Source organism: Sphingopyxis sp. GW821-FHT12C06, from assembly GCF_058807415.1.
On sequence record NZ_JBXAQR010000002.1, the window covers coordinates 362873 to 388437 of the forward strand.

Consider the following 25565-nt stretch of genomic DNA (forward strand, 5'->3'; position numbering starts at 1 on the left):
AGCCCACGGCTTGTCCAGCGCCCCCACCCGGCCCATGATGCGCGAAAGACCGTGGGGGGATGAACGATGATCAAAGGCAAGCGCGTCGCGCTGTGGGGACTGTTGCTGCTCGGTATCGCAGGGGCTGCCGCCTTCCTTTTTCAAAGACCGATCGGAGCGTGGCTGTTCGAACGCGGGGTCGAGCGGAATATGGCGCGCGATCCGCTCGCCAGCTTGCCCGACGGACTGCACATCGCGCTATGCGGCACCGGATCGCCCCTGCCCAACCGCAATCGCGCCGGACCATGCACCGTCGTCATAGCGGGCAAGGCGATGTTCGTCGTCGATGCCGGCGAAGGCGGCGCGCGCAATATTTCGCTGATGGGCCTGCCAAACGGGCAAATCCGCGCGCTGTTCCTGACCCATTTCCACTCGGATCATATCGACGGCATGGGGCCGATGATGTTGCTGCGCTGGACGGGGGCAAACCACAAGAGCCCCCTTCCCGTCTATGGCCCGACCGGCGTCGACCGGGTGATTTCGGGCTTCAATGCCGCCTACGCCGCCGACAATGGCTATCGCACCGCGCATCATGGCATCGTCAATACGCCTCCCGAGGCCGCGGGGGCGACCGCGATGACCTTTGGCGATCCCGACAAGCCCGTCGTCGTCTATCAAGCCGACGGACTGACGGTCACCGCCTTTCCGGTCGATCATCGTCCCGTCCACCCCTCGGTCGGCTATCGCTTCGACTATAAGGGACGCAGCATCGTGCTGAGCGGCGACACTGCGCCGTCAAAGTCGGTCGAAAGCGCCGCCAACGGTGCCGACCTGCTCGTCCACGAAGCGCTGGAGCCGGTGATGGTCGACGAACTCGTCCGCGGGCTGGCTAAAGTCGGCCGCAAACAGACGTCAGAAATCATGCATGACATTCTCGACTATCACGCCAGCCCGGCACAGGCGGCCGCCAGCGCGAAGACCGCGGGCGTGAAGATGCTGGTGCTGAGTCATATCGTACCTCCGCTGCCGTCGTCCTATTTCAACGCCGCCTTCCTTGGCGACGCCTCGAAGCGTTTCGACGGTCCGATCATCATCGGCGAGGACGGGCAATATTTCTCGCTTGCCGCGGGAAGCAAGGAGATCGAACGCGGCAGCTGGTTCTAACGCTGCCGCGTTCCGACCCCGCCTATTCAGCCGCCTCAAGCTTGTCTTGCGTGCGCAAATCGAAATCGGACGCATCGTGCCGCTCGTGGAGCTGGCTTGCGGGATCGCCCATCACGCGATTGACCATGCGGCCGCGCTTCACCGCTGGCCGCGCCGCGACCTGGTCGGTCCAGCGCTGGACATGCTTATAATCCTGTACCTGCAAAAACTCGCCCGCGTCATAGACCAGCCCCTTGGCCAGCGCGCCATACCAGGGCCAGATCGCCATGTCGGCAATCGTGTAATCGGCGCCCGCGATATATTCGCTTTCCGCGAGGCGGCGATCGAGCACGTCCAGCTGGCGCTTCACCTCCATCGCATAGCGATCGATCGGATATTCCATCTTATACGGTGCATAGGCATAGAAATGGCCAAAACCGCCGCCCAGAAACGGCGTACTACCCATTTGCCACATCAGCCACGACAGCGCTTCAGCGCGCTTCGCGGGATCGGTTGGCAGAAATTCACCGAACTTCTCGGCGAGGTGAATCAGGATCGCCCCCGATTCAAACACCCGGATCGGCTCAGGGCCGCTGTGATCGACAAGCACGGGGATCTTGCTGTTCGGATTGGCGGCGACATAGCCGCTCGAAAACTGGTCGCCCTCGTTGATGCGGATCAGCCAGGCGTCATATTCGGCGCCTTCATGCCCCGCCGCGAGAAGCTCCTCGAGCATTACCGTCACCTTCACCCCATTGGGAGTCCCGAGCGAATAGAGCTGCAACGGATGCCTGCCGATCGGCAATTCCTTGTCGTGCGTCGGCCCCGCGATCGGGCGGTTGATATTGGCAAAGCGCCCGCCGCTTTCCTTGTCCCAGGTCCAGATTTTCGGCGGCACATATTCTTGACTGTCGGTCATTGGGGGCTCCTGGGCTGAATTTTGTACTGATCGGTAACGTAAGTACCTATCGCCGCGCCGTCTACCCTCGTCGGCTCAAATAATCCTATCTGCGCGCAAAGCCGAAATCGCGTCGTCGTCATAGCCAAGCTCCGCAAGGATCGCGTCAGTATGTTCGCCGACCTGCGGTGCGCGTTGTGGCGGGACCTTATCGGTACCGGACAATGTCATCGGCGCACGGATCACCGGTATGGCACCGGGGGTACCGGGATAGACGACCGGCTCGACCAGCCCCATCGCCGCAACCTGCGGTTGCGCCAGCACTTCACCCGCGCGCAGCACTGGCGCCGCGGGAACGCGCGCAGCGCCCATCTCGGCGATCGCATCGGCGCTCGTCCGCTCGGCGCACCAGCGCCGCATGATCGCGCTCAGCTCCTCGCCATTATCGCCGCGTAAGATGTCACTGACATAAAGCGGATCGGCGACAAGCTCGGGCCGCCCCATCAGTTCGGCCCAGCGCACAAAAATGCCATTGCCGACGATCTGGGTGACGATCCAGCCATCGCGGGTGCGAAAAATGTCGGTCGGGCCCGAGCTGAAGGCGCGGTTGCCGATCGGCTGGCGCTCGATCCCGTTGAGCGCATGGTCGATCGTCAGCGCGTTGGTCATGGTCAGCGCGGTGCCGAGCAGCGATCCCGACACGCATTGCCCCTTCCCGGTCACCTCGCGTTCGCGCAGCGCCACCATGACGCCAAAGGCGCTGTGCAGTGCGGTGCCGAAATCGACATAATTGACCTGTGCACGATAGGGCTGGTCGAGGGTTCCGGTCAGGTGCACCGCGCCCGACATCGCTTGCCCGACGGCGTCGAAGCCTACATTTTGCGCCAGCGGCCCTTCGCTACCAAATGCTGATGCCGTGGCAAGGATGATGCGTGGATTGGTCGCCGACAGGCTGTCATAGTCGAGTCCCAGCTTGGCAAGCGCGTCATGTGGCAGGTTGGCGATCACGACATCGGCGGTTTCAAGCAGTCGGCGGACGATCTCGCGTCCCTGCGGACTGCCGGGTTTCAGCGACAAGCCTCGCTTCCCCCGGTTCATCTGCATGAACATCGCGCCCGATCCATCGTCGGCGACCGGGACCGAAAAGCGATCATCGTTGCCACCCGGCGCCTCGATGCGAATGACGTCGGCGCCATAGTCGGCGAGAAGCGCGGCGCAATAAGGCCCTGCAATATAGCGGCCGAAATCGAGTACCCGGATTCCTGTCAGCGGCACGCTTAGCTCTCCCTCACCCTCGTCACCCCGGCCTTGATCCGGGGCCTGCCTGTCTTGGAGAAGAAGGCGAAGGCGATGCCGGGTCAAGCCCGGTATGACGACAAAGGGAAATCTACCACTCGCCGTCACCCGTCGACGCTGCCAGTTCTTCGTCGAAACCTGTCACTTGCATGTTGGCGCTCGCACCATATGGTCACAGCAATATTTCAACCGGGGACAATTTCATGACGCGCTTCACCCTCGCCCTTGTGACAGCCTTGGCCTGTTCCACCTCCGCCTTCGCGCAAACCGCACCTGTGGCGGAAACCAAGCCCGAAAAATGGGACGTCAACGCCCCGCCCGGCCTGACGACGCGCAAAGTGCCGATCGCGGTCGACGAGGGCAGCTGGATGAATATCGACGTCGCTCCGGACGGGCGGACGATCGCCTTCGACCTGCTCGGCGACATCTACACCATGCCGATCGAGGGCGGCACCCCGACGCGCATCGCTGCAGGGCTCGCCTTTGAGCATCAGCCGCGCTTTTCGCCCGACGGCAAGCGCATCGCCTTCGTCTCCGACGCAGGTGGTGGCGACAATATCTGGCTGATGAACCGCGACGGCAGCGACCGGCGCCAGCTGAGCAAGGAGGATTTCCGCCTGCTCAACCAGCCGAGCTGGACTCCCGACGGCCAGTTCATCGTCGCCAAAAAGCATTTCACCACCGGACGTTCACTCGGCACCGGCGAAGTGTGGATGTATCATGTCTCGGGCGGCGCAGGTGTGCCGCTGGTCAAGAAGCCCGATGAACGCCACCAGAAGGAACTCGGCGAGCCCGTGGTCAGCCCTGACGGCAAGGGCGTCTATTACACCCGCAACGTCACCCCGGGCCCGATCTTCGAATATGCGCAGGACAGCAACACCGACCTGTTCCACATCGAACGCTATGACCTTGGCGACGGCACGGTCACGACGATCGCTGCGGGGGCCGGCGGCGCGGTCCGCCCGACGCCGTCGCCCGACGGCAAACGCCTCGCCTTCGTCCGCCGCGAGGGCGCGCACTCGAAACTCTACGTCAAGGATCTGGCCTCGGGCGCCGAGCGCAAAGTCTATGACGCGCTCGATCAGGATGTGCAGGAAACCTGGGCCGTCACCGGCGTCTATCCCAATATGGCGTGGACTCCGGACAGCGGCGCTATCTTCTTCTGGGCGGGCGGCAAGCTGCGCCGTGTCGGCGGCAATGGCGGCGAAGCGCGGATCATCCCCTTCACCATCAACGATGATCGCGTGATTATCGACGCGACCCACCCCGCCGTCGAGGTCGCTCCCGACAGCTTCACGACGCAAATGCCGCGCTGGGCCGAAGTGTCGCCCGACGGGCGCAGCGTCGTCTTCGAAACGCTCGGCAAGCTGTGGATCAAGCCCGCGACCGGCGGCGCCGCTCGGCGGCTGACCTCGGCCAAGGACGATGCCTTCGAACTCTGGCCCAGCTGGTCGCGCGACGGGCGTTCGGTCGTCTTCGTGCGCTGGACCGACGCCGGGCTCGGTGAAATCCATGTCGCTGGCGCCAGTGGCGGCACCTCGCGCAAAGTCACGGCGGTTCCTGGCCATTATGCCGAACCGCGCTTCTCGCCCGACGGCAAGACGATCGCCTTCGAACGGCGCAAGGGCGGCAGCCTGCGCTCCGAACGCTGGGGCGAGAATCCCGGTATCTACCGCATTGCCGCGACCGGCGGCACTGCCGAGCGGGTCAGCAACGACGGCGCCAAGCCGCAATTCGGCGGCGCAAGCGACCGCATCTTCATGGTCACCGCCGCCGACGGCAAAAGCCAGCTCGTCAGCACTGACCTGAACGGTCAGGACAAGCGCATCCATGCCGGCGGCGAGCTGGTCAGCGACTATGAAATTTCGCCTGATGGCCGCACGCTGGCGTTTCGCCAGAATTACGACGCTTATGTCACCCCGCTGATGCCCGGCGGGCAGGATGTGTCGCTGGGGACGAAGAGCGGCGCGCTTCCCGTCACCCGCGTCAGCGGCAGCGGCGCCGACTATATTCACTGGTCGAACGGCGGCAACCGCCTCCACTGGAGCCGCGGCGCGACCTTGTTCAGCGCCGACCTCGCCAGCCTGTTCGCTAGCGCGCCCACCGACGACAACGCGCCCAAATTCACTCCGCCGACCGAAGGCGTCTCGCTGGCGATGGTGCAGGCGGCAGCAAAGCACAAAGGCACCGTCGTCATCACCGGCGCGAAGATTGTCACCATGGCGGGTGCCGACGGCGGCACCATCGAAAACGGTATGATCCTGATCGAGGGTGACCGCATCGCCGCGATCGGCCCCGCGGGCGCGATCGCCGTCCCGGCGGGCGCGGTGACCATCGAGGCCACCGGCAAGACGATCATTCCGGGCTTCGTCGATGCCCATGCCCACGGCCCCCATGGCGACGACGAACTGGTACCGCAGCAGAACTGGTCCGAGATCGTCAACCTCGCGATGGGAACGACGACCAGTCACAATCCATCGTCGCGTGCGTCGGAAATCTTCGTCTCGTCAGAAATGCAACGCGCCGGTCTGATCCTCGCCCCGCGCATCTTTTCGACCGGCGAGATCATCTATGGTGCGAAGGCGGCGGGGGTCTATGCCGAAATCAACGGCTATGACGACGCGCTCGCGCATGTCCGCCGCCTGAAGGCGCAGGGTGCACACAGCGTCAAAAACTACAACCAGCCGCGCCGCGAACAGCGCCAGATGGTCGTCAAAGCGGCGCAGGCCGAGGGGATGACCGTCGTGCCCGAGGGCGGCTCGCTCTTCACACAGGACGTGACACTGATCCAGGACGGCAATTCGACCGTCGAGCACAATATCCCGCTCGATATCTTCTACAAGGATCTGGTGCAGCTCTGGGGCCAGACGAAGGTCGACTACACCCCGACCCTGGTCGTCACTTACGGCGGCCCGGCGGGTGATCCCTATTGGCGCGCCCACACCAATGTCTGGGAGCAGCCGATCCTTTCCCGCCATATCCCGCCCGCCGAACTCGCCGCGAACAACAAGCGCCGCGTGATCGCGCCCGAGGGCGATTATGTCGACGATGATTCGGCGCGCGAGGCAGGCAAGATCGCCGCCGCAGGCCGCAATGTATCGATTGGCGCGCACGGCCAGCAGGCCGGCGTCGGCGCCCATTGGGAAATCTGGTCCTTCGTGCGCGGCGGCTGGAGCAATATCGACGCGCTGCGCGCCGCAACGATCATGCCCGCGACCGCGCTCGGCTATGCGAAGGATGTCGGCTCGCTCGAGGTGGGCAAGCTCGCCGACCTGCTGATTCTCGACGCCGATCCGACCACGAATATCCGCAACAGCGAACAGATCCACCGCGTCATGCTTGGCGGGCGGCTCTACGATCCGCTGACGATGAACGAGACCGAGACCGGGAATCGCAAGCGTCCCGCCTATTGGTGGGAGGCCGAGAAGCCCTGAGCTGTTTCCGTATTTTAGCGGGGGATCGCGATTTTGTGACGAGAGGGTTGCAACATCTTCAGACCCCCGCTAGGGGCGTCAGCCTCAGCGAGGAGAGTTGGCTGAGTGGTCGAAAGCGTCGCACTCGAAATGCGAAGTGCCGGCAACGGTACCGAGGGTTCGAATCCCTCACTCTCCTCCAGTTTTTCCATTTTCGACCGATGGATAGACGGCACGCCGTCCCGGATCACTCCGGGACGGCTCCGCCCCCTTACATAAACGCCAGGGGCGCCGCCAGGCTGGCGACGATCACGCCGACAATCAGGAAAATCACCACTGCGGCGATGACCACGACTATCGTGTAGCCCGCCGCTTTATCTTCCGGCACCTTCATCAGTACCGGCAGCCCGAGATAGAGAAGATAAAGGCCATAAAGGCCCAATATGCCGAGGATAGCCAGCGCCGGGATGAGCCCGAATATGCCGGCAAGCCACCCCGCCGTCGCGGAATAAGCCGCAACCTTCAGCGCCTGAATCGGATTCTTTTGCCCGCCGAAGTTCGGCGCGAGCGCGTCGATGATCAGCGAAAGGACGAAGACGCTTGCCAGCGCCAGCCCGTAGGACAGAACAGCCGATACCAACGCGGAACCCAGCGATGGGCGGAAGGTCACCCCAAAGGCGCCATAGCCAAAGGCCTGCCCGCCTATAAGCTGCGCAATCGGACCGATCGCCGCAAGCAGCACGACATAAGGCACATAGATTGATTGCGCCGTCGCCGGCTCGGTGTCGATCGCGGCCCAGGTCTCTTTCGGTTTGACGATGATATTCTTGGCGCGCTCGATAACGCCGGATGCCGGAGTTGCCGGCGGCGTGGGGTTGCTCGACGGAGTTTCGCTCATCAGATGCCCTTCCCTTGTTGCCAATCAAGACGGTCCCGATCCCGACCCGGATCGGGTAGAGGTCGCAAGGGCAGGCTAGCCCAAACGGCCAACAGCTCAGTAATCTGCATCACAGCCGGATTCGGCTTGTCATCCGGACGCCCGAGTGTAACGGGCTTGAAACAAATATAAACAGCCATAAATTGAGTATATGAACACAAAGTCCACACCCGATTTTGGGGACTCGATCCCGTCGAAAGCCGTCACCGCACCGCTGATCGAGCGCGCGCGTTTCGCGCCGGGCGATATCGTGCGGCACCGCATGTTCGATTTTCGCGGGGTCGTATTCGACGTCGATCCGGTCTTTGCGAACAGCGACGAATGGTATGAGGCGATCCCGGAGGATATCCGTCCGGCGAAGGAACAGCCCTATTACCACCTGTTCGCCGAAAACGACGATTCGTCCTATATCGCCTATGTCAGCCAGCAGAATCTGGTCGTCGACCCCGATGGCGGGCCGATCGATCATCCGCAGGTCGAGGCGATGTTCGACGGGCTGGGCGACGGCCGCTACCGCGTCCGCGCCATTCACCGGCACTAGATTTTAATCCTCCCTGTCGCGATGCCATGGGGAGGTGGCAGCAAGAAGCGCCGACAGAGCGCAACGGCGCAACGCGTCAGGCCTTCAGCTTCCATCCCGACACGAGCAGGCGATAGGTCACCAGGCCAAGCGCGATATTGACCGCGACCAAAGCCAGCGCTGCGGTCGCCACGGGATTGGCGATCGTTGAATCGACAGTGCCGATGAAGCCATAGCGAAAACCCATGATCGCATAATAGACCGGGTTCGCATGTGCGACCGTCTGGAACCAGGGCGCGAGCCGGTCGACCGAGTAAAAAGTACCCGAAAGCAGCGCCAGCGGGGTAACGATGAAGTTGGTCACCGCTGCGGCATGATCGAATTTCTCCGCCCAGATCGAGGTGATCAGCCCCAGGAAGCCGAGCATCGCGGCTCCGAGGACGCCAAAGAGAGCCACTGCCCACAGATGCGCGGGCGTCACATGCACGCCGGGCCACAGCAGCATGGCGAGCCACAGCGCCGCACCGACAAGGAGTGCGCGCGTGATCGCAGCGCCCACCAGCGCGATCATCAGCTCGCCCACCGCGAGCGGCGGCATCAGATAATCGACGATCGTCCCCTGAATCTTGCCGACCAGCAGTGAAAAGCTGGAATTGGCGAAACTATTCTGGAGCATCGCCATCATGATCAGTCCCGGCGCGATGAAATCGGCGAAGGGCACGCCGATCACCGTGCGTCCCGCGCCGCCCAGTGCGACGGTGAAAATAACGAGGAACAAAAGGGTCGTGATGGCGGGGGCCCAGATAGTTTGCAGCTGGACCTTGAAAAAGCGCCGCACCTCCTTGACATATAGGGCCTGCATGCCCGGCACGTTCAGTGTCCGGATGTGCGGTACGCCGGGTTCCGCAAAGCGCGGGGGTGCGGCGAAATCGCTGGAGTCGGGGTTCGAAATTTGGGGCTGGTCGTTCATAGCGTTCTCGCCTATCGCCTCCCCGATATTACCGCAAGCTGGGCAATGACGACGCGGACCCGCAAAGGGTCGCCCTGAGGATCTTGATGACCGCCTGCGGCGTGAAATGATAAGGAATTGAAGCATGTCATGGACCGATGAGCGCATCGAAAGCCTGCGCACCATGTGGGAAAAAGGCCTGACCGCCAGCCAGATCGCCGACGAACTCGGTGGGGTCAGCCGCAATGCGGTGATCGGCAAGGCGCACCGGCTCGGGCTGAAATCGCGCCCCTCGCCTGTCAAGGCCGCCGAAAAGGCAAAGCCTGCCGTCAAGGCCGCACCCGCCGCGCCGAAGCCAGTCTCGCCATCGCCCGCGCCGCGCGTTGCGGCGGCTGTTGCCCCTCGCCCGGTCGCGCCAACGATGGCACCTGCTCCGCGTCCCGCCACAGATGCATCAACGGACGACGCTGCGCCCGCCGAGGCTGCACCGCCGCGCCCCGACACTCCGCGGATCGTTTCGATCGGCCCCGGCGGCTTCATCCGTCAGGGTCCCGGCGATCAGCAAGCGCCGATTCCGCCCGCACCGCCGCGCCGCATGGTGCCCGCGAAGCCGAGCCCGGAAATGGCCAACAAGACGAGCCTGCTCGACCTTAACGACCGCATCTGCCGCTGGCCGATGGGGCATCCGGGCGAACCCGACTTCCATTTCTGCGGCGTTGCCGTGAACCCGGGCTTCCCCTATTGCGTCGAACATTGCGGCCGCGCCTATCAGGCGCAGCTGCCGCGTGGTACGCGCCGTCCGCCCCCGCCGCCGCCCTTTGGTGGTCCGCGCGTTCGGTGAGGCCTTTCGGACAGGATTTCGAGTTCGCACGCGCGCTCGGCCTTCAGATGATCGAACGCGGCGACGGACGTTGCCGGATGGCGATCGACATCGAAGCCAAGCGTCATTTTAACCCGAATGGCGTCGCCCATGGCGGCGTCGCCTATTCGCTCGCCGATACCACAATGGGCGGCGCGCTGATGAGCACGCTCGAGGGCGGGCTGGTATGTGCAACGCTGGAGATCAAGTTCAACTATCATGTTGGCGTTAGCGAAGGTCTGCTGACCTGCGACGCGACCGTTCTGCATCAGGGCAAGCGAATCGCGAACATCGACGCGCGCCTTTTCCAGCACGACCGGCTCGTCGGGAGCGCCAACGGCAATTTCGCGATCTTCGCGATACCAGCTGGCCGCTAGCAAGGAAAAGGCGCCGGACCTTCGGGTCCGGCGCCTCCCCTTTTCCCTCACGGGATATTTCAGAAGCGAAAGCCGACCGTGCCGCGCACACTGTGTGTGCGCATATTGGCGCTGCTGCGCTGAATATCGGTCCCGCCGCCATTGAGCAGGAACGGATTGGTCGGGGGTGCGGTTCCTGCACCGACATTAACGACATAATCATCGTCCTTGACGTCGGTGTAGAGATATTCGAGCCCGATCGAGACTTTCTTCGTCACCATGATCTCGGCGCCGCCACCCGCAGCATAACCCCAGCCATTGGTCTTGCCATTGTCGCTGAAGCTGTTCGCGGTATTGGTCGTAACGAACTTGTTGTTGAGCCGCGCATAGGCCGGACCGCCGGTGACATAGAAGAGTGCGCCGCCGCCCGGCGTGTAACCGGCCCGCAGGCGCGCGCTGGCCTGCCAATCGGCCTCGCGGCTCATCGTATAGCTCGCCGGGGTGCTCGAAAAGCCGCTGACGCTATCGCGCGCTTCGCTGCGTCCGCCTTCGATCACGGCGCCGAGGACGAAATTTCCCATGCGCTTGTCATAGCCGGCGCGTGCGAAATACTCCGGGCCGTCCTTGTCGTTGCGGCATCCGACATTGGCGGTGCCGGTTGCAGCACCGTTGCAGAAGCCCGGCGCAAAGGCGTCGGCGCCCCCGGCTGTATTGACCGGGTCGCCATAGGTTCCGTCCCGGTTGGTGTCGAAGACCAGTGTTTCGCCGCGGTCGCTGCCTTGCAACGTGCCGCCGCCGCCGATAGCGACATAGGGTCCATTGAAATCCTGCGAACGGTCATGATCGTCTTGGGCCATTGCCGGCACAGCCAGCATGGTTGCCGCCGAAGCGGCAAGGAGAGAGGCGAGTTTCATTTTTATTCTCCACTTTTTTAGGGCTTTGCACCCAGAGTAGAAACCCGCCCCGTCATTTCAAAGTTCCTCCCTGCGGCATAAATGCGATGAACCGAGCTTCGCGCGAGACGCGCAATAGGGTCTGAAACCCCGCTTGCCAGCGACCTTTCCCGCCCCCTATAGCTGGCGCATGAGTCACGATTTGTTCGACGGCAACGCGCCCATCACCGAAAGCTATAACGCCTCGCAGATCGAGGTGCTTGAAGGGCTGGAACCGGTCCGTCGTCGCCCCGGCATGTATATCGGCGGCACCGACGAGCGCGCGCTCCATCACCTTGCCGCCGAGGTTATCGACAACAGCATGGACGAAGCGGTTGCGGGTCACGCCAGCCGCATCGAAGTGATCCTAGACGTCGGCAATCGCCTGACCGTTATCGACAATGGCCGCGGCATGCCGGTCGACCCGCATCCGAAATTCCCGGGCAAGTCGGCGCTCGAGGTCATCATGACCATGCTCCATTCGGGCGGCAAGTTCGAGGGCAAGGCCTATGCGACCTCGGGCGGCCTCCACGGCGTCGGCGTCAGCGTCGTCAACGCGCTGTCGATTGAAACTGTGATCGAAGTTGCGCGCAACAAGCTGCTGTACCGTCAGCGTTTTTCCCAGGGCACCCCACTGGGCGGGCTCGAGGAACTCGGTCCGACGCCGAACCGCCGCGGCACGAGCGTCTCCTTCATTCCCGACCCCGAAATCTTCGGCGACCATGGGCGGTTCAAGCCGCAGCGCCTCTATCGCATGGCGCGATCAAAGGCCTATTTGTTCGCGGGCGTCGAAATCCGCTGGAAATGTGCCGCCGAGCTGATTGGCGACGACACCCCGACCGAGGCGGTGTTCCAGTTCCCCGGCGGCCTCGCCGACCATTTGAAGGAACAGATCGGCACCCGCGAATGCGCGACAGCCGAGCCCTTCGTCGGGCGTCAGGATTTCCCGGGCGATCAGGGCCGCGCCGAATGGGCGATCGCCTGGCCGCTCTGGTCCGACGGCTCGTACAGCTGGTATTGCAACACCATCCCGACCCCCGCCGGCGGCACCCACGAAGCGGGCTTGCGTGCTGCGCTGACCAAGGGATTGCGCGGCTTTGGCGAGCTGATCGGCCAGAAAAAGGCCGCGCAGATCACCCCCGAGGATGTCTTCAATGGCGGCGAGATGATGCTGTCGGTCTTCATCCGCGATCCGCAATTCCAGAGCCAGACCAAGGACCGGTTATCGAGCCCCGAAGCCGCGCGCCTCACCGAAAATGCGGTGCGCGATCATTTCGACCATTTCCTGTCGGACAATATGGACCGCGGCCGCGCGCTGCTGGGCTTGGTCCTCGACCGGATGGACGAGCGGCTGAAGCGCAAGGCCGAGCGCGAAGTAAAGCGCAAGACCGCGACCAGCGGACGCAAGCTGCGCCTCCCCGGCAAGCTCACAGATTGTGCGAATGACGGCCCAGAAGGCACTGAATTGTTTATCGTCGAAGGCGACAGCGCCGGCGGCAGCGCGAAGCAGGCACGCAACCGCAAGACGCAGGCGATCTTGCCGATCCGCGGGAAGATTTTGAACGTCGCAAGCGCCAGCAACGACAAGATCCGCGCCAATCAGGAAATCGCCGACCTCGCGCTCGCGCTCGGTTGCGGAATGCGCAAGGATTGCGATGCCGACCGGCTACGTTACGAGAAGATCGTGATTATGACCGACGCCGACGTCGACGGCGCGCATATCGCAACCTTGCTGATGACCTTCTTTTTCCAGGAAATGCCCGACATCGTGCGCAAGGGCCATGTCTATCTGGCGCAGCCGCCGCTTTACCGGCTGACCTCGGGCAATGTGACAACCTATGCCCGCGACGACGCGCATCGCGCTGAAATTGAAGCAAAACAGTTCAAGAACAAGAAGGTCGATGTCGGCCGCTTCAAGGGGCTGGGCGAGATGAACCCCAACCAGCTCAAGGAAACGACGATGGACCCGGCGACGCGCTCGATGCTGCGCGTCACGCTGCCGCAGGAATATGAGGAACGGCATCTGGTCAAGGATCTGGTCGACCGGCTGATGGGCAAGCACCCCGAACACCGCTTCCAGTTCATCCAGGCCAATGCCGCGACGCTGGACGAGGCGGCGATCGACGCCTGATACGGGCTTCAAGTCGGAGAGGGACCTCTGGTGAGCAAAGGATATAGCGGCGGATGCCTGTGCGGGAGCATCAGATTCGAAGCCGCCGGGACCGCCGCCAATGCCCACACATGTTCCTGCAAAATGTGCCAGCGGCATAGCGGCGCCTTGACCGTCGCCTGGGTCGAGTTTTCCCGGGATGAGGTGAACTGGACGGGGCCCGGCGGCGCTCCCTCCACATGGCGATCGTCGGATGTTTCAAGCCGCGCCTTCTGCCCCGCCTGCGGAAGCACCTTGGGCGCGATCGATGACCAGCCGGTTGTCGCGCTGGTTCTGGGCGCTTTCGACAGACCAAATGGCGAGGAACTCATGCCCGTGGCGCACGCCTTTCCTGATGGACGCCCGAAATGGTGGTGTGTCGATGCAAGCGACGCAGCCTCTGCGAAACCTGCGCCTCTTGCACCCCGGGATTGAGGAAAGGGCCGTGCAATCCCTCCTCAAAGGATTGACCGTCGCCGCGATGCTGACGGCTGCCCTTCCCGCCTCCGCCGTCCTCGCCCGGTCCCTTGAAACAGTCGTTCCGGCACCGGCTACCGCTTTCGACCGTCGCGCCGCGCAACTGATCGACCTGCTGGAGGGCCGCACCAGTTTCGCCGACTTTTTCGCCCCGTCATTCCGGACGGCGATACCGGAGGCGCAGTTCAAAACGATCTCCACCAGTCTGATCACCCAATATGGCCGTCCGCTGGAGGTCGAAAAGACGACTTCGGCTAACGGGCGCTCGGGCACTATCCAGCTCCGCTTCGAAAAGGGCGTCGCGACCTTCTCCCTCGACATCGACACCGACGGACGCGCAATCGGACTGCAGCTCACCCGCTTCGCGATGACCGGCGACAGCTTCGCTGCGGTCGCGGCCGAACTGGCGGCCCTGCCCGGACGGACCGGTTTCCTCGTCGCCGAACTCGACGGCAAAACGATCCGCCCCCTCGCCCCGGCAAGCCCCGATACCCAATTCGCGGTCGGTTCAACCTTCAAACTCTACGTCCTCGACGAGCTTGCGGCGCAGATCGCGACGCAGCGGCGTAGCTGGAGCGATGTCGTCCCGCTCTCGCACCTCAGTTTCTCCTCGGCGGGAACCGGAAACTGGCCAAAAGATACGCCAGTCACGCTGCAAACGCTCGCCAACTGGATGATCTCGGTCAGCGACAACGGCGCGACCGACACGCTGATCCACCTGCTCGGGCGCGAGGCGATCGAGGCAAGGATGCGGATCGCCGGGCACCGCGATCCCTCGCGCAACATCCCGCTGCTGACGACGGTCGAGGCCTTCGCGCTCAAGGGCAATAATTTCGCCGCCGAACGCACCGCCTTTATCGCGGGCGACGATCGTGCGCAGCGCAAGCTGGTCGACGCCAACCGGCGCCGCCTGATCCTCGCCAACGTCGACGGGATCAGCTTCACCGACGGCCCGCGCTTCATCGACAGCCTCGAATGGTTCGCCAGCCCGAACGATATCGCACGTGCGATGGCCGACCTGCGGGCGCGCGGCTCAGATCCCGCAATGGCGGCGATGGCCATCAACAATGGCGTCGGCCCCGCCGCCGCGACGGATTGGAGCTATCTTGGTTACAAGGGCGGGTCGGAAAATGGCGTGTTGTCGATGAGCCTGCTCGGCCAGCGCAAATCAGATGGCCGATGGTATGTCGTCACCGCGAGCTGGAACAATCCGAAAGCCAATGTCGCGACCGAAGACTTCGTCGGGAGGGTAACCCGGCTGCTCGCGCTGGCAGCGAAATAGCGAAAAATCATCGCCCCCGCGAAGATGGAGGGAGGCGAACCGCCCTACGCCGTCAGCGCCGCCACCAGCGCCTTGACCTTCGCCTGCCGCCACTGCGGCGTCGGCGCGACGAGCCAGTAACCGCGCTTGACGGCAAATTCGTCGCCAACCTGCCGTACGCGCCCCGACGCAATATCGGCCTCGGCGAGCATCGCCGGCACATTCGCCTGCCCCAACCCGTTCGCCGCGGCGTCGATCGCCAGCCCGGCATCGCCCAGCCGCAGCGCAGGCTCGCCCTCGGCAACGGGGCAACCCGGCCACGCGATCGGCGTCTCACTGCTACCGCCCGGTCCGGCGACGGTAACCATCAAGGCGTCGGCCAGTGCGACGCCCTCATGTTCGCCCGCACCGTCGGACCAGAAAATCGCAAGGTCGAGGTTGGCTTCGGTGAAATCGATCCCGCTGTCAGCCGACACCAAAGTAAAGCGCACATCGGGCGCTTGCTGGCTGTAGCGCGCAAGGCGCGGCGCCAGCCATTTGGCGGTCAGGTCGCGCGGCGCGGCGATCGTCAGCGACTGCGACGATTGCCCTGCCTGCATCGCGCGCACCGATTCTTCAAACTGCAAAAAGCCCTGACGCAGCGCGTCGAGCCCGGCATTGGCCTCGCCGGTCAGTTCCAGCCCCTTGGGCGTGCGACGGAACAGCACGACCCCCAGCATATCCTCGAGCGCACGAATCTGCTGCCCCACGGCGGCAGGCGTCACCGCCAGCTCGTCGGCGGCACGCGTGAAGCTCAGGTGCCGGGCCGCGGCATCGAACACGCGCAGGGCGTTGAGCGGCAGATGGGTGCGCTTCATGACGCAGTCGCCGGCGCGATGAGCGGGAAATGCGGGATGGCGACGAGCATCTGCGATCCGTCACCCATTTCCATGGCATAGCTGCCGACCATCGATCCTTCGGGGGTCGGCAACGGGCAACCCGACACATAATCAAACGACGCGCCGGGGCCGATCAGCGGCTGTTCGCCGACGACGCCTTCACCCTCGACCTCGCTGATTTGCCCACGTCCGTCGCTGATCCGCCAGTGGCGGCTGATCAGTTGCACCGCGACTTCGCCATGATTTTCGATCCGTATATGGTAGGCCCAGAACCAGCGGCCGAGCGCCGGATGCGATTGTTCGGGCAAATAGCTGACCGACACGCGAACCGTGATCGACCCCGTGGTCGCCGCAAAGGGAAAGAAGGAGTCGATCATCATCATGCCAGACTCGCCTAAAGCCCGACCTTGGTCAATGCTTGCTCCAGATCGGCGATCACATCGCGTGGATCCTCGAGCCCGATGTTGATCCGCAGCATCCCTTCGACCACCCCCATGTCGGCGCGCGCTTCGGCGCTGACGCCATAATGGGTCGTTGATGCGGGATGGCAGCACAGGCTGCGCGAGTCGCCGATATTGTTGCTGATGTCGACGAGTTCGAGCCCGTTGAGGAAGCGCATCGCCTGTTCGCGCCCGCCGTCGAGAATGAAGGAAAAGATCGGCCCGCACGCCTCCATCTGGCTCATCGCCAGATTGTGCTGCGGATGGCTGGCCAGCCCCGGGTGGAGCATCCGCGCGACGCGGCCCTCGATCGCCTTGCCGACCGCCAGCGCATTTTCCGACTGGCGCCGCGCGCGCAGGTCGAGCGTCTCGAGCCCCTTGTGCACCACCCACGCATTGAACGGCGACAGGTTCGGCCCGGTGTTGCGCTGGAACGGCAACAGCACCTCATTGATGAACTTCTCGGTCCCGCAGACGGCACCGGCGAGGACGCGCCCCTGACCTTCCATCAGCTTGGTCGCCGAATAGGCCACGACATCTGCGCCGAAATCCATCGGACGCTGGAGCACCGCAGTCGCAAAGGCGTTGTCGACGACGCTGGTGATGCCATGCGCCTTCGCCAGCGCGCAGACATGCTTCATGTCGACGATGTCCATCGTCGGGTTGGCGGGGGTTTCGAAGAAAAAGACCTTGGTGTTGGACTTGATCGCCTTTTCCCACGCGTCATTGTCGCGGCCGTCGATAACCGTCGTTTCGATCCCGAAACGCGGGCACAGATGATCGACCAGCCAGCGGCACGACCCGAACGCCGCCTTCGCTGCGACGATATGGTCGCCCGCCGACAGCTGACACAGCAGCGCGGCGGTCATCGCCGCCATGCCGGTCGCCTGCGTGCGGCACGCCTCGGCACCCTCGATCAGCGCAATGCGCTCTTCGAGCATCGCCACCGTCGGGTTCTGGAGGCGCGAATAGGTCATGCCGGCTTCTTCGCCGGCAAAGCGCGCCGCGACTTCCTCGGCGCTGTCATAGGTATAGCCCGAGGTCAGGAAGAGCGCTTCCGACGTCTCGCCATGCTCGCTGCGCCACGTTCCGCCGCGCACCGCCTGCGTCGCGGGGTGCCAGTTGCGCGTCGTTTCGCGATCAAAACCCGTCGTTTTTTTCATCGTCTTATCCGTTCAAAGCCGAAACCACCGCATCGCCCAATGCCGTCGTTCCCATATTGCCCCCCAGATCGGCGCCGCGGCACCCGTCTGCCAGCACCTTGGCCACCGCTGCCTCGATCCGCGCCGCGCTCGCCTCGTCGCCGCCCGAATGGCGCAGCAACATCGCGAGCGACAATATCATCGCCAGCGGGTTGGCGACGCCGTTGCCCGCAATATCGGGTGCGCTGCCGTGGATCGGCTCGTACAAGCCCTGCTTGCCTTCGCTCAGCGAGGCCGAGGCGAGCAGACCGATCGACCCGACGCACATCGACGCTTGATCGGAAAGAATATCGCCGAACAAATTGCCGGTGACGACGACATCGAACTGGCCTGGGTTGCGCACCAGCTGCATCGCAGCATTGTCGACATACATATGGGTCAGCGCCACGTCGGGATATTCGGCCGAAACTTCGATCACCACGTCGCGCCACAGCTGCGACGTTTCGAGCACATTGGCCTTGTCGACCGAGCACAGCCGCTTGTTGCGGCCCTGCGCAGCGCGGAAGGCGACATGCGCGATCCGGCGCACTTCGCTCTCGCTATACGCCATGACGTCATAGCCTTCGCGTTGGCCATCGGCGGTCGTGCGTGTGCCTTTCTCGCCGAAGTAAACGTCGCCGTTGAGCTCGCGGACGATCAGCAGGTCGATCGCCGACGCGACTTCGGGACGCAGTGCCGAGGCGTCTTCAAGCCCCGCGAACATCTTCGCGGGGCGCAGATTGGCGAACAGCCCCAGCGCGGCGCGCAGGCCCAGGATCGCCTGTTCGGGGCGCAGATGGCGTTCGACATTGTCGAAACGCGGATCGCCGGCAGCGCCGAACAGGATCGCATCGGCGGCCTTGGCCTTGTCCAGCGTTTCGGGGGGCAGCGGATGGCCGGTCGCCGCATAGGCGGCCCCGCCGACCAATGCGCGATCGAGCGTCACGGGCAGGGCGAGCGCCGCAAGCACCTTCTCGGCTTCGACCATGATTTCGGGACCGATGCCGTCTCCGGCCAGCAACAGGATTTTCAACGCTTCACCCTTTCGTATCTTGCGAGCCGCTTAGGCAGCGGCGGCGTTGTGCGCAACCACCCTGTTGATCGCGCAAGTACGCGCGCCCTTTCCCTGTTCGTCACCCCGGACTTGATCCGGGGTCCATTCCTCCGGTGCTGGATGGACCCCGGATCAAGTCCGGGGTGACGATGCCGTGAGTTTAGTGCGACCTACGCAACCGCCCGGTTCAGCCGATCGACCAACCGCGCCCGAACCCCCAGCAAATCTCGCGCCCGCCCATCGAGCAGCGACCGTTCCAGAAAATGCCCTGTAATCGCCAGCCCGTCGAGCGCATCGGCCAGCGACGGATCGCCATCACCCCCACGCAAAAAGGGCGGCAGGCGCAACAACCGCTCCTCATAACCCACCGCCGCGCCCACACTCACCGCGCCGCCCGACTTGGGGCTGACGAACCCCAGATCGACCCGCGCGCCCGTGACGACGCATTCGTCGAGATCGAGGCCAAACCCCAGCTCGGCGAGCAACAACAGTTCATAACGCGCCAGCGCCGCCGCCCATTGCCGCGCCGCCGCCGCCGCCTCGATCGCATCGAGCAGCGCCGACAGCGTACGAAACAGCGACGGATAGGGCTGGCTTTCGGGCAGTGTCGCCGCGGTCAGGCTGGTCACCCAATCGATCGCCGCCGCGGGCAGTGGCTCGGCGAGTAACGGCGCGCGGCTCGTCAGCAATTCGGCGGTCGCGCCCGCCAGCTGCTCCTCGGTCCGCGCGCGCAGTTCGAGCGCGATCAGATTGCCCGCCATCAAAATCGGCCGCAACCGCCGCGACCGACCGCCGCGCACATAGCCCGCGACCAGCCCAGCCTCTTCGGTCAGCGCACGCAAGATCGCGCCATGCTCGCCGTGCATGCGGACGGCACAGACGAGGGCGGGGGCGGTCAGGCTGGCCAAAGCACCAGCTGCGTCTGCGTCACCAGCGCGACTTCGGCGCCATCCTCGGTGCGGATGCGCGTCTGCCACACCGACACGCGCTTGCCGATCTTCACCGGGGTCGCCTCGCCGATCAGGATTGACCCGACCGGCCCGGCACCCAGGAAATTGGTCTTGCTCTCGATCGTCGTCGTGTTGCTCGCGCCCTCGGGCAGCGTCAGAAACGCCCCCACCGCGCCGAGGCAATCGGCAAAGGCCATGATCGCGCCGCCATGGACGATATTTCCGGCGGTGCAGATGTCGGCGCGCACCGGCATGCGGCCCGCGACGCGATCCTTGCTGCCCTCATCGATCGTCACGCCCAACGTTCCCGCCAGCGGCATCATGGCTCCGAAATCCATATCTCTCCCTTTCCTCACCCCTCCGGGTGATAAAAATCATAAACCGCCTGTGCGACCGCGGCGCTTACACCCGGCGCTTTTTGCATATCCTCCAGGCTCGCGTTGCGCACAGCCCGCCCGGTGCCGAAATGCATCAGCAGCGCCTTCTTGCGCGCCGGCCCGATCCCCGGAACCTCGTCGAGCGGTGAGCTTCCCATCGCCTTCGCACGCTTCTGCCGGTGCGCACCGATCGCGAAGCGGTGCGCCTCGTCGCGCAGCCGCTGGATATAAAACAGCACCGCATTGTTCGGCGGCAGCGTGAATTCGCGCCCGTCGGGATAATAAAAAGTCTCGCGCCCGGCGTTGCGGTCAGGGCCCTTGGCGACCCCGACATAGGGCAGATCGTCGATCCCCAGCGCGGCGAACACCTCCGACACCGCCGACACCTGCCCCTTGCCGCCATCGATCAGCACGAGGTCGGGCCACTCTCCCTTGGTGCGCTCGGGATCCTCCTCGAGCGCGCGCGCAAAACGGCGCTGGAACACCTCGCGCATCATCGCGAAATCGTCGCCGGGCATCGTCTCGGCGCGTTTGATGTTGAACTTGCGATACGCGCCCTTGATCCAGCCCTCGGGCCCCGCGACGACCATCGCGCCCAGCGCATTGGTGCCCTGAATATGGCTGTTGTCGTAGATCTCTATTCGTTGCGGTGACTGTTCGAGGTCGAACAGCTCGGCGAGTTCGCGCCCCAGCTTCGCCTGCGAACTGCTCTCGGCCAGCCGCCGGTCGAGCTCCTCACCCGCGTTGCGGACCGCTTGCTCGAGCAGACGCCGGCGATGCCCGCGCTGAGGCACGCTGATCTCGACCTTGCGTTCGGCCAGCGCGCCCAGCGCCTCGGACAACAAGGCACACTCCTCAGGCTCGCGGTCGACGAGGATCAGTTTCGGCGGCGGTACGCCTTCGTAGAACTGCATCAGGAAGCTTGCCATCACCTCGGCCTCGGGCACCCCGGAGACATGCGCGGGGAAGAAGCTGCGATGCCCCCAGTTCTGCCCGCCACGAATGAAGAAGCCCGCGACGCACAGCTGCCCGCCCTTCGCCGCGAGCGCGAAGACGTCGGCGTCGCCCAGCCCGTCGGCGTGCACCGACTGACTACCCTGGATGAAGGTCAGTGACTTCAGCCGGTCGCGGATGACCGCCGCCTGCTCATAATCCATCGCCTCGGCGGCCTTGGTCATCGCATCGCCCAGCCGCTTCTGCACCGCGGTCGAGCGCCCCTCGAGGAAGTCCTGCGCGTCGCTCACCAGCCCGGCATAATCTTCCTTCGAAATCCGGTCGACGCACGGCGCGCTGCACCGCTTGATCTGATAGAGCAGGCACGGCCGCGACCGGTTCGAAAAGAAGCTGTCGGTGCAACTGCGCAGCAAAAAGGTCTTTTGCAGCGCGTTGAGCGTCTGCGCCACCGACCCCGCGCTCGCGAACGGTCCATAATAGCGCCCCTTCGCCCGCCGCGCGCCGCGATGCTTCTGCACCCGAGGAAAATCATGATCGGTGCGCAGCAAGATAAAGGGGAAGCTTTTGTCGTCGCGCAGCAACACATTATACGGCGGGCGATAGCGCTTGATCAGTTGCGCCTCGAGCAACAGCGCCTCGGCCTCGCTCGTCGTCGTGATGATCTCCATCGCGCGCGTCTGCGACACCATCCGCTGCAGTCGCGACGGCAGTTTTGCAACCTGCGTGTAATTGGTCACCCGATTTTTGAGTGCCCGCGCCTTGCCGACATACAGCACGTCACCGCGCGCATCGAGCATCCGGTAAACCCCCGGGCGCGCGGGCAATTTGCGCACGACGCTGCGGATCGCCTCGGCCCCGCGCTCCAGATCGGGCTTGTCACCCTCCCCCTCACCGCCGCGCATGACATAGGTCGCCTTGTCCTCGTTGAATCGGTCGGGAGCATTGGGGCGGGCCATGAATTTGCATGTAGGCGAAGCCGCCGCGCGTCGCCATAGTGTCGGAGGTAAAACACACATGGGAGGGGTCTTATGGATGTTCGCGGAAAGCTCGCGCTGGTCACCGGCGGCAGCGACGGGATCGGGCGCGAGATCGCGTTGCAATTGCAGGCGAGCGGCGCCGACGTCATTGTCACCGGACGTTCGGCCGAACGATTGCAGGCGATGGCCACGCTGGGCTTCGGCACCATCGCCGGCGATTTGTCGCAGGAAGCCGGGATCGACGCGGCGGTGAACGGCGCCCACGGCAAGCCGCTCGCACTGCTCGTCAACAATGCCGGAGTCGGCAGCGAATATACGCCCGGCGACCCAGCCACGCTGCCCGACGCGGCGCGCTGCATCGACACCAACCTCTACGCGCCGATTGCACTCGCTACACGGTTGTTGCCGCAACTGATGGCGCAGCCTGAGGGCATGATCGTCAACGTCACCTCGGGCCTCGCGATCGCCCCGCGCGGCGGCGGCCCGATCTATTGCGCGACCAAGGCGGGGCTGCGCAGCTATACGCAGGCGCTGCGCTACCAGCTCAAGGACAGCGGCGTTCAGGTGATGGAGGCGCTGCCCCCGCTGGTCGCAACCAGCCTGACCGCGGGCCGCGGCGGCAAGATGATGTCAGCATCGGACTGCGCCGCCGAGATCGTGCGCGGAATCAAGGCGGGCAAGGCCGAGGTCAGCGTCGGCCAGACCAGGATGCTGCAACTGATGCACAGCATTTCACCGGCGCTCGCGCGGCGGATTATGATCAAATATTGAGGTGAAGGACAGAAAAGCCGCTCGCGGAGCGAGCAATCCCCCTCTCTCTTCGTCACCCCGGGCTTGACCCGGGGTCCCGCTATCCTGATCCTCAAACAATGGAACGCGAACGGCAGGGCGGTTGGGTCTACATCATGGCCGACCGCTATCGCGGCACAATGTACGTCGGCGTGACCTCCCATCTTTCCGCACGTATCCATCAACACCGCTCAGGCGACGGCTCCGACTTCTGCGCGCGCTACGGACTAACCCGTCTGGTCTGGGCGGAGCGTGGCGAGGATATGATCCGCTGCATCGAGCATGAAAAGCGCCTCAAACGCTGGCAGCGCCAATGGAAGTTCGACCTGATCGAGCGCGGCAACCCTGATTGGCAGGATATGTTCGACTTGCTGGCGTGAGAAAAAGCGGGACCCCGGGTCAAGCCCGGGGTGACGGAAAGTAAACGTCTGCAATCAGTCGTGTGCCGGCCCCCGCGCCGAAGGGCATCTCGACCTCGCTCGATGAGAACCCCACCCGCACAGCAAAACGCCCGCGGAAATCCGCGGGCGCTCTGTATTCCGGCACTGTTGCGAAAGGCTTTAGCCCTTGGCAACCGATGCGATCGCCTGATCGATCAGCGCCTTGTCCGACGACGCATCATGCTTGTCGGCAATCAGCGCCGCGGCAGCTGCGGTCGCGGCTTTCGCCGTCGCCATGCGGACTTCGGTCAGCGCGGTGGCCTCGGCCGCGGCGATGCGGTCTTCGGCCATCTGCTTGCGGCGTCCGATCAGTGCGGTGGCGTCGGCCTTGGCCTTGGCGACCAGCGTTTCGGCTTCTGCTTCGGCGCGGGTGCGCATGTCGTCGGCTTCGCGAGCGGCATCGGCGAGCTTCGCTTCATATTCCGCCTTCAGCGATTCGGCGTCGAGGCGGAGCTGTTCGGCTTCGTTCAGCTGCTTCGAAATCTCGGCGATCTTCTTGTCGAGCGAGGCGCCGATCATTTTCGGAACACCCTTCCAGACCAGGATGCCGAGGAAAGCGAGCATCGCGATCGAGACCCAGACCGTCGCGTCCATCCCGAACGCGGTCGGATCGGCATGGACTTCGCCCGCTGCCTCCGAGAGGATGATTGCGAAATTAGCCATGGAGCACCGCCTTTACCGCCGCCTTGGCATCCGCCGCGCCGACCTTCACGCCCGCCAGCTTGGCGACCAGATCGCCCGCTGCTTCGGCCGCAACCGATTCGATTTCAGCCATTGCCGAGGTGCGCGCTGCGGCGACATCGGCTTCGGCCGCGGTCAGCTTGTCCGAAAGTTCGGCATCGACCTTCGCCAGACGCTTTTCGGCGTCCTTTGCGGCCTTGTCCTTGGCTTCGGCGACCGCCTTCTGCGCAGCGGCGCGGCTCGCGTCGCTCTGCTGGCGGTAGCTTTCTTCGATGGCATCGGCGGCGGCGTGCGCTGCTTTTGCTGCCGCCAGATCGTCCGCAACCTTGCGGTCGCGGGCGTCCACCGTCGCTTCGATTTTGGGCAGCATGCCGCGGCCGATCACCAGGTAAATCCCGGCGAAGACGACCAGCAGCCAGAAGAGCTGCGAGGCAAGATACCAATTGTCAGCGGTTAGCTGGGCTATCTGGGGCATGAAAGACGGACCCTAAATTCTTGAAAAACCTGCAAAAGGTGAAACCGGTCCCCGAAAGGACCGGCGCCACCCAAATCGTCTGAAATCAGACGACGAAAAGCAGGATCATCGCAACGACGAATGCCAGCAGGCCGAGAAGTTCGGCAGCGGCGAAGCCGATGAACAGGCGACCCTGCTGGCCGTCAGCGGCGGCCGGGTTGCGCAGTGCGCTTTCGAGGAAGCTGCCGAAAACATTGCCCACGCCGATGGCGGCCATGCCGGCACCGATTGCGGCGAGACCAGCACCGATCAGCTTTGCTGCTTCTGCGTCCATTGTAATAACTCCTTGGTGTAAACGTTTGAAAGAAACGAACTTAGTGAAGGTTGACCGCGTCGTTGATGTACAGCGAGGTCAACAGGGCGAAAACATAGGCCTGGATGCCGGCGACCAGCAGCTCAAGCGCGCTGATCCCGATCATCAGGATGAAGCTCAAAACCGACACGATCGAGCCGAGCCACAGCGTCTCGGCATTAAAGCCGTTGATGACGAAGCCCGAGAGCACCTTCAGCAGCACGTGACCGGCGGTCATCGCAACGAAAAGACGCAGGCCGAGGCTGAACGGGCGGACCATGAACGACACGAACTCGATCGGTGCGATGATCGGGATCATCGGCAGCGGCGTGCCGTGCGGCACGAAGAGCGAGAAAAAGTGGAGCTTGTGGCGCCAGAAACCGACGACGAGGACGATCGCAAAGCTGATCAGCGCAAGAATGCCGGTGATCGCGATGTGGCTGGTGACGGTGAAGGGGTGAAGCCCCAGCACGCCCAGCGGCAACATGCCGAGCAGGTTGCAAAACAGGATGAACATGAAGAGCGAGAAGACATAAGGCGTATATTTGCGCCCTTCGGTCCCGATGTTCTGCATCATCATGCTCGAGATGAAGCCCGTAAAGCCTTCAACAGCAGCCTGCCAGCGACCGGGAACAAGCTGACGGCGCATGCCGCCCCACATGAAGATGCCCAGTGCGATGGCGGCAATCACCATCCACAGCGCACTGTTCGTGAACAGGATTTCGTGCCCGCCCAGATTGAAGCCGCCGCCAAGCGGCGTCACCTCGAACTGGTGCATCGGGTCGATTTTGCCGGATTCCGCCGCCACTATTCACTCCACGCGCATTGCGGAACGGCTTTGTCGGCCGCCCCGTCCAAAAATTACCTTG

At 63.9% G+C, this 25565-nt stretch carries 26 protein-coding genes and 1 tRNA gene; 11 read left to right on the top strand and 16 right to left on the bottom strand.

The features are described from left to right. The first annotated feature begins 66 nt into the window (after positions 1-66). Complete coding sequence (locus AC1RRJ_RS07125) at positions 67-1143, top strand: MBL fold metallo-hydrolase (protein WP_493121053.1); 1077 nt, start codon at positions 67-69, stop codon at positions 1141-1143. 22 nt (positions 1144-1165) lie between these two features. On the opposite strand, the gene yghU is transcribed toward AC1RRJ_RS07125, so the two are convergent. Continuing rightward, positions 1166-2041, bottom strand: a complete 876-nt coding sequence (yghU, locus tag AC1RRJ_RS07130) for a glutathione-dependent disulfide-bond oxidoreductase (protein ID WP_493121054.1) — start codon at positions 2039-2041, stop codon at positions 1166-1168. Positions 2042-2116: 75 nt separating this feature from the next. Then, complete coding sequence (locus AC1RRJ_RS07135; RefSeq protein ID WP_493121055.1) at positions 2117-3295, bottom strand: CaiB/BaiF CoA transferase family protein; 1179 nt, start codon at positions 3293-3295, stop codon at positions 2117-2119. Positions 3296-3519: 224 nt separating this feature from the next. Here AC1RRJ_RS07135 and AC1RRJ_RS07140 point away from each other — a divergent pair, with 224 nt between their 5' ends. Together AC1RRJ_RS07140 and AC1RRJ_RS07145 are read left to right on the top strand one after the other, a co-directional pair. After that, a complete protein-coding gene (locus AC1RRJ_RS07140) occupies positions 3520-6750 on the top strand; it encodes an amidohydrolase family protein (protein ID WP_493121056.1) in 3231 nt (1076 codons plus the stop codon). Between the two features lie 91 nt (positions 6751-6841). Beyond that, positions 6842-6931: transfer RNA gene (locus tag AC1RRJ_RS07145), tRNA-Ser, on the top strand. Positions 6932-7000: 69 nt separating this feature from the next. Here AC1RRJ_RS07145 and AC1RRJ_RS07150 read toward each other — a convergent pair. Further along, positions 7001-7627 carry a Yip1 family protein gene (locus AC1RRJ_RS07150; protein ID WP_493121057.1) on the bottom strand — a complete coding sequence of 209 codons (627 nt, stop codon included), beginning with the start codon at positions 7625-7627 and terminating at the stop codon, positions 7001-7003. Between the two features lie 190 nt (positions 7628-7817). On the opposite strand from AC1RRJ_RS07150, the gene hspQ reads away from it, so the two are divergent. Then, on the top strand, positions 7818-8207 hold the full coding sequence (gene hspQ / locus AC1RRJ_RS07155) for a heat shock protein HspQ (RefSeq protein WP_493121058.1): 390 nt from the start codon (positions 7818-7820) through the stop codon (positions 8205-8207). A 76-nt stretch (positions 8208-8283) separates the two neighbouring features. Here the strand turns inward: hspQ and AC1RRJ_RS07160 are convergent, their stop codons facing one another. Continuing rightward, complete coding sequence (locus tag AC1RRJ_RS07160; RefSeq protein WP_493121059.1) at positions 8284-9156, bottom strand: ABC transporter permease; 873 nt, start codon at positions 9154-9156, stop codon at positions 8284-8286. A 124-nt stretch (positions 9157-9280) separates the two neighbouring features. On the opposite strand from AC1RRJ_RS07160, the gene AC1RRJ_RS07165 reads away from it, so the two are divergent. Further along, positions 9281-9976 (top strand): GcrA family cell cycle regulator, encoded by a 696-nt coding sequence (locus tag AC1RRJ_RS07165; RefSeq protein WP_493121060.1) that lies wholly within the window; start codon positions 9281-9283, stop codon positions 9974-9976. Next, the gene (locus tag AC1RRJ_RS07170) at positions 9973-10371 is read left to right on the top strand and encodes a PaaI family thioesterase (RefSeq protein WP_493121061.1); all 399 of its coding nucleotides are present in this window, start codon (positions 9973-9975) and stop codon (positions 10369-10371) included. The genes AC1RRJ_RS07165 and AC1RRJ_RS07170 overlap by 4 nt, the downstream gene beginning before the upstream one ends. 59 nt (positions 10372-10430) lie before the next feature. On the opposite strand, the gene AC1RRJ_RS07175 is transcribed toward AC1RRJ_RS07170, so the two are convergent. Then, positions 10431-11264: an outer membrane protein gene (locus AC1RRJ_RS07175; protein ID WP_493121062.1), complete on the bottom strand. Its 834-nt coding sequence runs from the start codon at positions 11262-11264 to the stop codon at positions 10431-10433. A 169-nt stretch (positions 11265-11433) separates the two neighbouring features. Between AC1RRJ_RS07175 and parE the strand changes: the two genes are divergently transcribed. Genes parE through AC1RRJ_RS07190 form a run of 3 tightly spaced genes read left to right on the top strand, consistent with a single transcriptional unit; the run spans position 11434 to position 15190 of the window. Next, a complete protein-coding gene (gene parE / locus AC1RRJ_RS07180) occupies positions 11434-13413 on the top strand; it encodes a DNA topoisomerase IV subunit B (RefSeq protein WP_493121063.1) in 1980 nt (659 codons plus the stop codon). Between the two features lie 30 nt (positions 13414-13443). Further along, the gene (locus tag AC1RRJ_RS07185) at positions 13444-13866 is read left to right on the top strand and encodes a GFA family protein (protein WP_493121064.1); all 423 of its coding nucleotides are present in this window, start codon (positions 13444-13446) and stop codon (positions 13864-13866) included. Positions 13867-13876: 10 nt separating this feature from the next. After that, positions 13877-15190 carry a serine hydrolase gene (locus AC1RRJ_RS07190; RefSeq protein ID WP_493121065.1) on the top strand — a complete coding sequence of 438 codons (1314 nt, stop codon included), beginning with the start codon at positions 13877-13879 and terminating at the stop codon, positions 15188-15190. 44 nt (positions 15191-15234) lie between these two features. Here the strand turns inward: AC1RRJ_RS07190 and AC1RRJ_RS07195 are convergent, their stop codons facing one another. From AC1RRJ_RS07195 to uvrC, 7 genes are all read right to left on the bottom strand, one after another. Next, the gene (locus tag AC1RRJ_RS07195; RefSeq protein WP_493121066.1) at positions 15235-16026 is read right to left on the bottom strand and encodes a LysR family transcriptional regulator; all 792 of its coding nucleotides are present in this window, start codon (positions 16024-16026) and stop codon (positions 15235-15237) included. After that, on the bottom strand, positions 16023-16424 hold the full coding sequence (apaG, locus tag AC1RRJ_RS07200) for a Co2+/Mg2+ efflux protein ApaG (protein ID WP_493121803.1): 402 nt from the start codon (positions 16422-16424) through the stop codon (positions 16023-16025). Before apaG ends, AC1RRJ_RS07195 begins: the two co-directional genes overlap by 4 nt. Before the next feature lie 17 nt (positions 16425-16441). Next, positions 16442-17650, bottom strand: a complete 1209-nt coding sequence (locus AC1RRJ_RS07205; RefSeq protein ID WP_493121067.1) for a trans-sulfuration enzyme family protein — start codon at positions 17648-17650, stop codon at positions 16442-16444. A 4-nt stretch (positions 17651-17654) separates the two neighbouring features. Continuing rightward, a complete protein-coding gene (gene leuB / locus AC1RRJ_RS07210; protein ID WP_493121068.1) occupies positions 17655-18701 on the bottom strand; it encodes a 3-isopropylmalate dehydrogenase in 1047 nt (348 codons plus the stop codon). 191 nt (positions 18702-18892) lie between these two features. Next, positions 18893-19630, bottom strand: a complete 738-nt coding sequence (recO, locus tag AC1RRJ_RS07215; RefSeq protein WP_493121069.1) for a DNA repair protein RecO — start codon at positions 19628-19630, stop codon at positions 18893-18895. Then, positions 19618-20010 carry a PaaI family thioesterase gene (locus AC1RRJ_RS07220; RefSeq protein WP_493121070.1) on the bottom strand — a complete coding sequence of 131 codons (393 nt, stop codon included), beginning with the start codon at positions 20008-20010 and terminating at the stop codon, positions 19618-19620. The genes recO and AC1RRJ_RS07220 overlap by 13 nt, the downstream gene beginning before the upstream one ends. A gap of 14 nt (positions 20011-20024) precedes the next feature. Next, complete coding sequence (gene uvrC, locus AC1RRJ_RS07225) at positions 20025-21959, bottom strand: excinuclease ABC subunit UvrC (RefSeq protein WP_493121071.1); 1935 nt, start codon at positions 21957-21959, stop codon at positions 20025-20027. A gap of 72 nt (positions 21960-22031) precedes the next feature. Here uvrC and AC1RRJ_RS07230 point away from each other — a divergent pair, with 72 nt between their 5' ends. Together AC1RRJ_RS07230 and AC1RRJ_RS07235 are read left to right on the top strand one after the other, a co-directional pair. Further along, positions 22032-22751 (top strand): SDR family oxidoreductase, encoded by a 720-nt coding sequence (locus tag AC1RRJ_RS07230; RefSeq protein WP_493121072.1) that lies wholly within the window; start codon positions 22032-22034, stop codon positions 22749-22751. Positions 22752-22849: 98 nt separating this feature from the next. Further along, positions 22850-23149, top strand: coding sequence for a GIY-YIG nuclease family protein (locus AC1RRJ_RS07235; protein ID WP_493121073.1), 300 nt, complete (start codon positions 22850-22852; stop codon positions 23147-23149). A gap of 180 nt (positions 23150-23329) precedes the next feature. Here the strand turns inward: AC1RRJ_RS07235 and AC1RRJ_RS07240 are convergent, their stop codons facing one another. The 4 genes from AC1RRJ_RS07240 to AC1RRJ_RS07255 all read right to left on the bottom strand — a co-directional run bounded on the left by AC1RRJ_RS07240 (position 23330) and on the right by AC1RRJ_RS07255 (position 25504). After that, on the bottom strand, positions 23330-23872 hold the full coding sequence (locus AC1RRJ_RS07240) for a F0F1 ATP synthase subunit B family protein (protein WP_493121074.1): 543 nt from the start codon (positions 23870-23872) through the stop codon (positions 23330-23332). After that, positions 23865-24365 carry a F0F1 ATP synthase subunit B family protein gene (locus tag AC1RRJ_RS07245; protein ID WP_493121075.1) on the bottom strand — a complete coding sequence of 167 codons (501 nt, stop codon included), beginning with the start codon at positions 24363-24365 and terminating at the stop codon, positions 23865-23867. The genes AC1RRJ_RS07240 and AC1RRJ_RS07245 overlap by 8 nt, the downstream gene beginning before the upstream one ends. Before the next feature lie 85 nt (positions 24366-24450). Then, a complete protein-coding gene (locus AC1RRJ_RS07250; RefSeq protein ID WP_003044110.1) occupies positions 24451-24678 on the bottom strand; it encodes a F0F1 ATP synthase subunit C in 228 nt (75 codons plus the stop codon). 40 nt (positions 24679-24718) lie between these two features. After that, the gene (locus AC1RRJ_RS07255; RefSeq protein ID WP_493121076.1) at positions 24719-25504 is read right to left on the bottom strand and encodes a F0F1 ATP synthase subunit A; all 786 of its coding nucleotides are present in this window, start codon (positions 25502-25504) and stop codon (positions 24719-24721) included. Between the last annotated feature and the right edge of the window lie 61 nt (positions 25505-25565).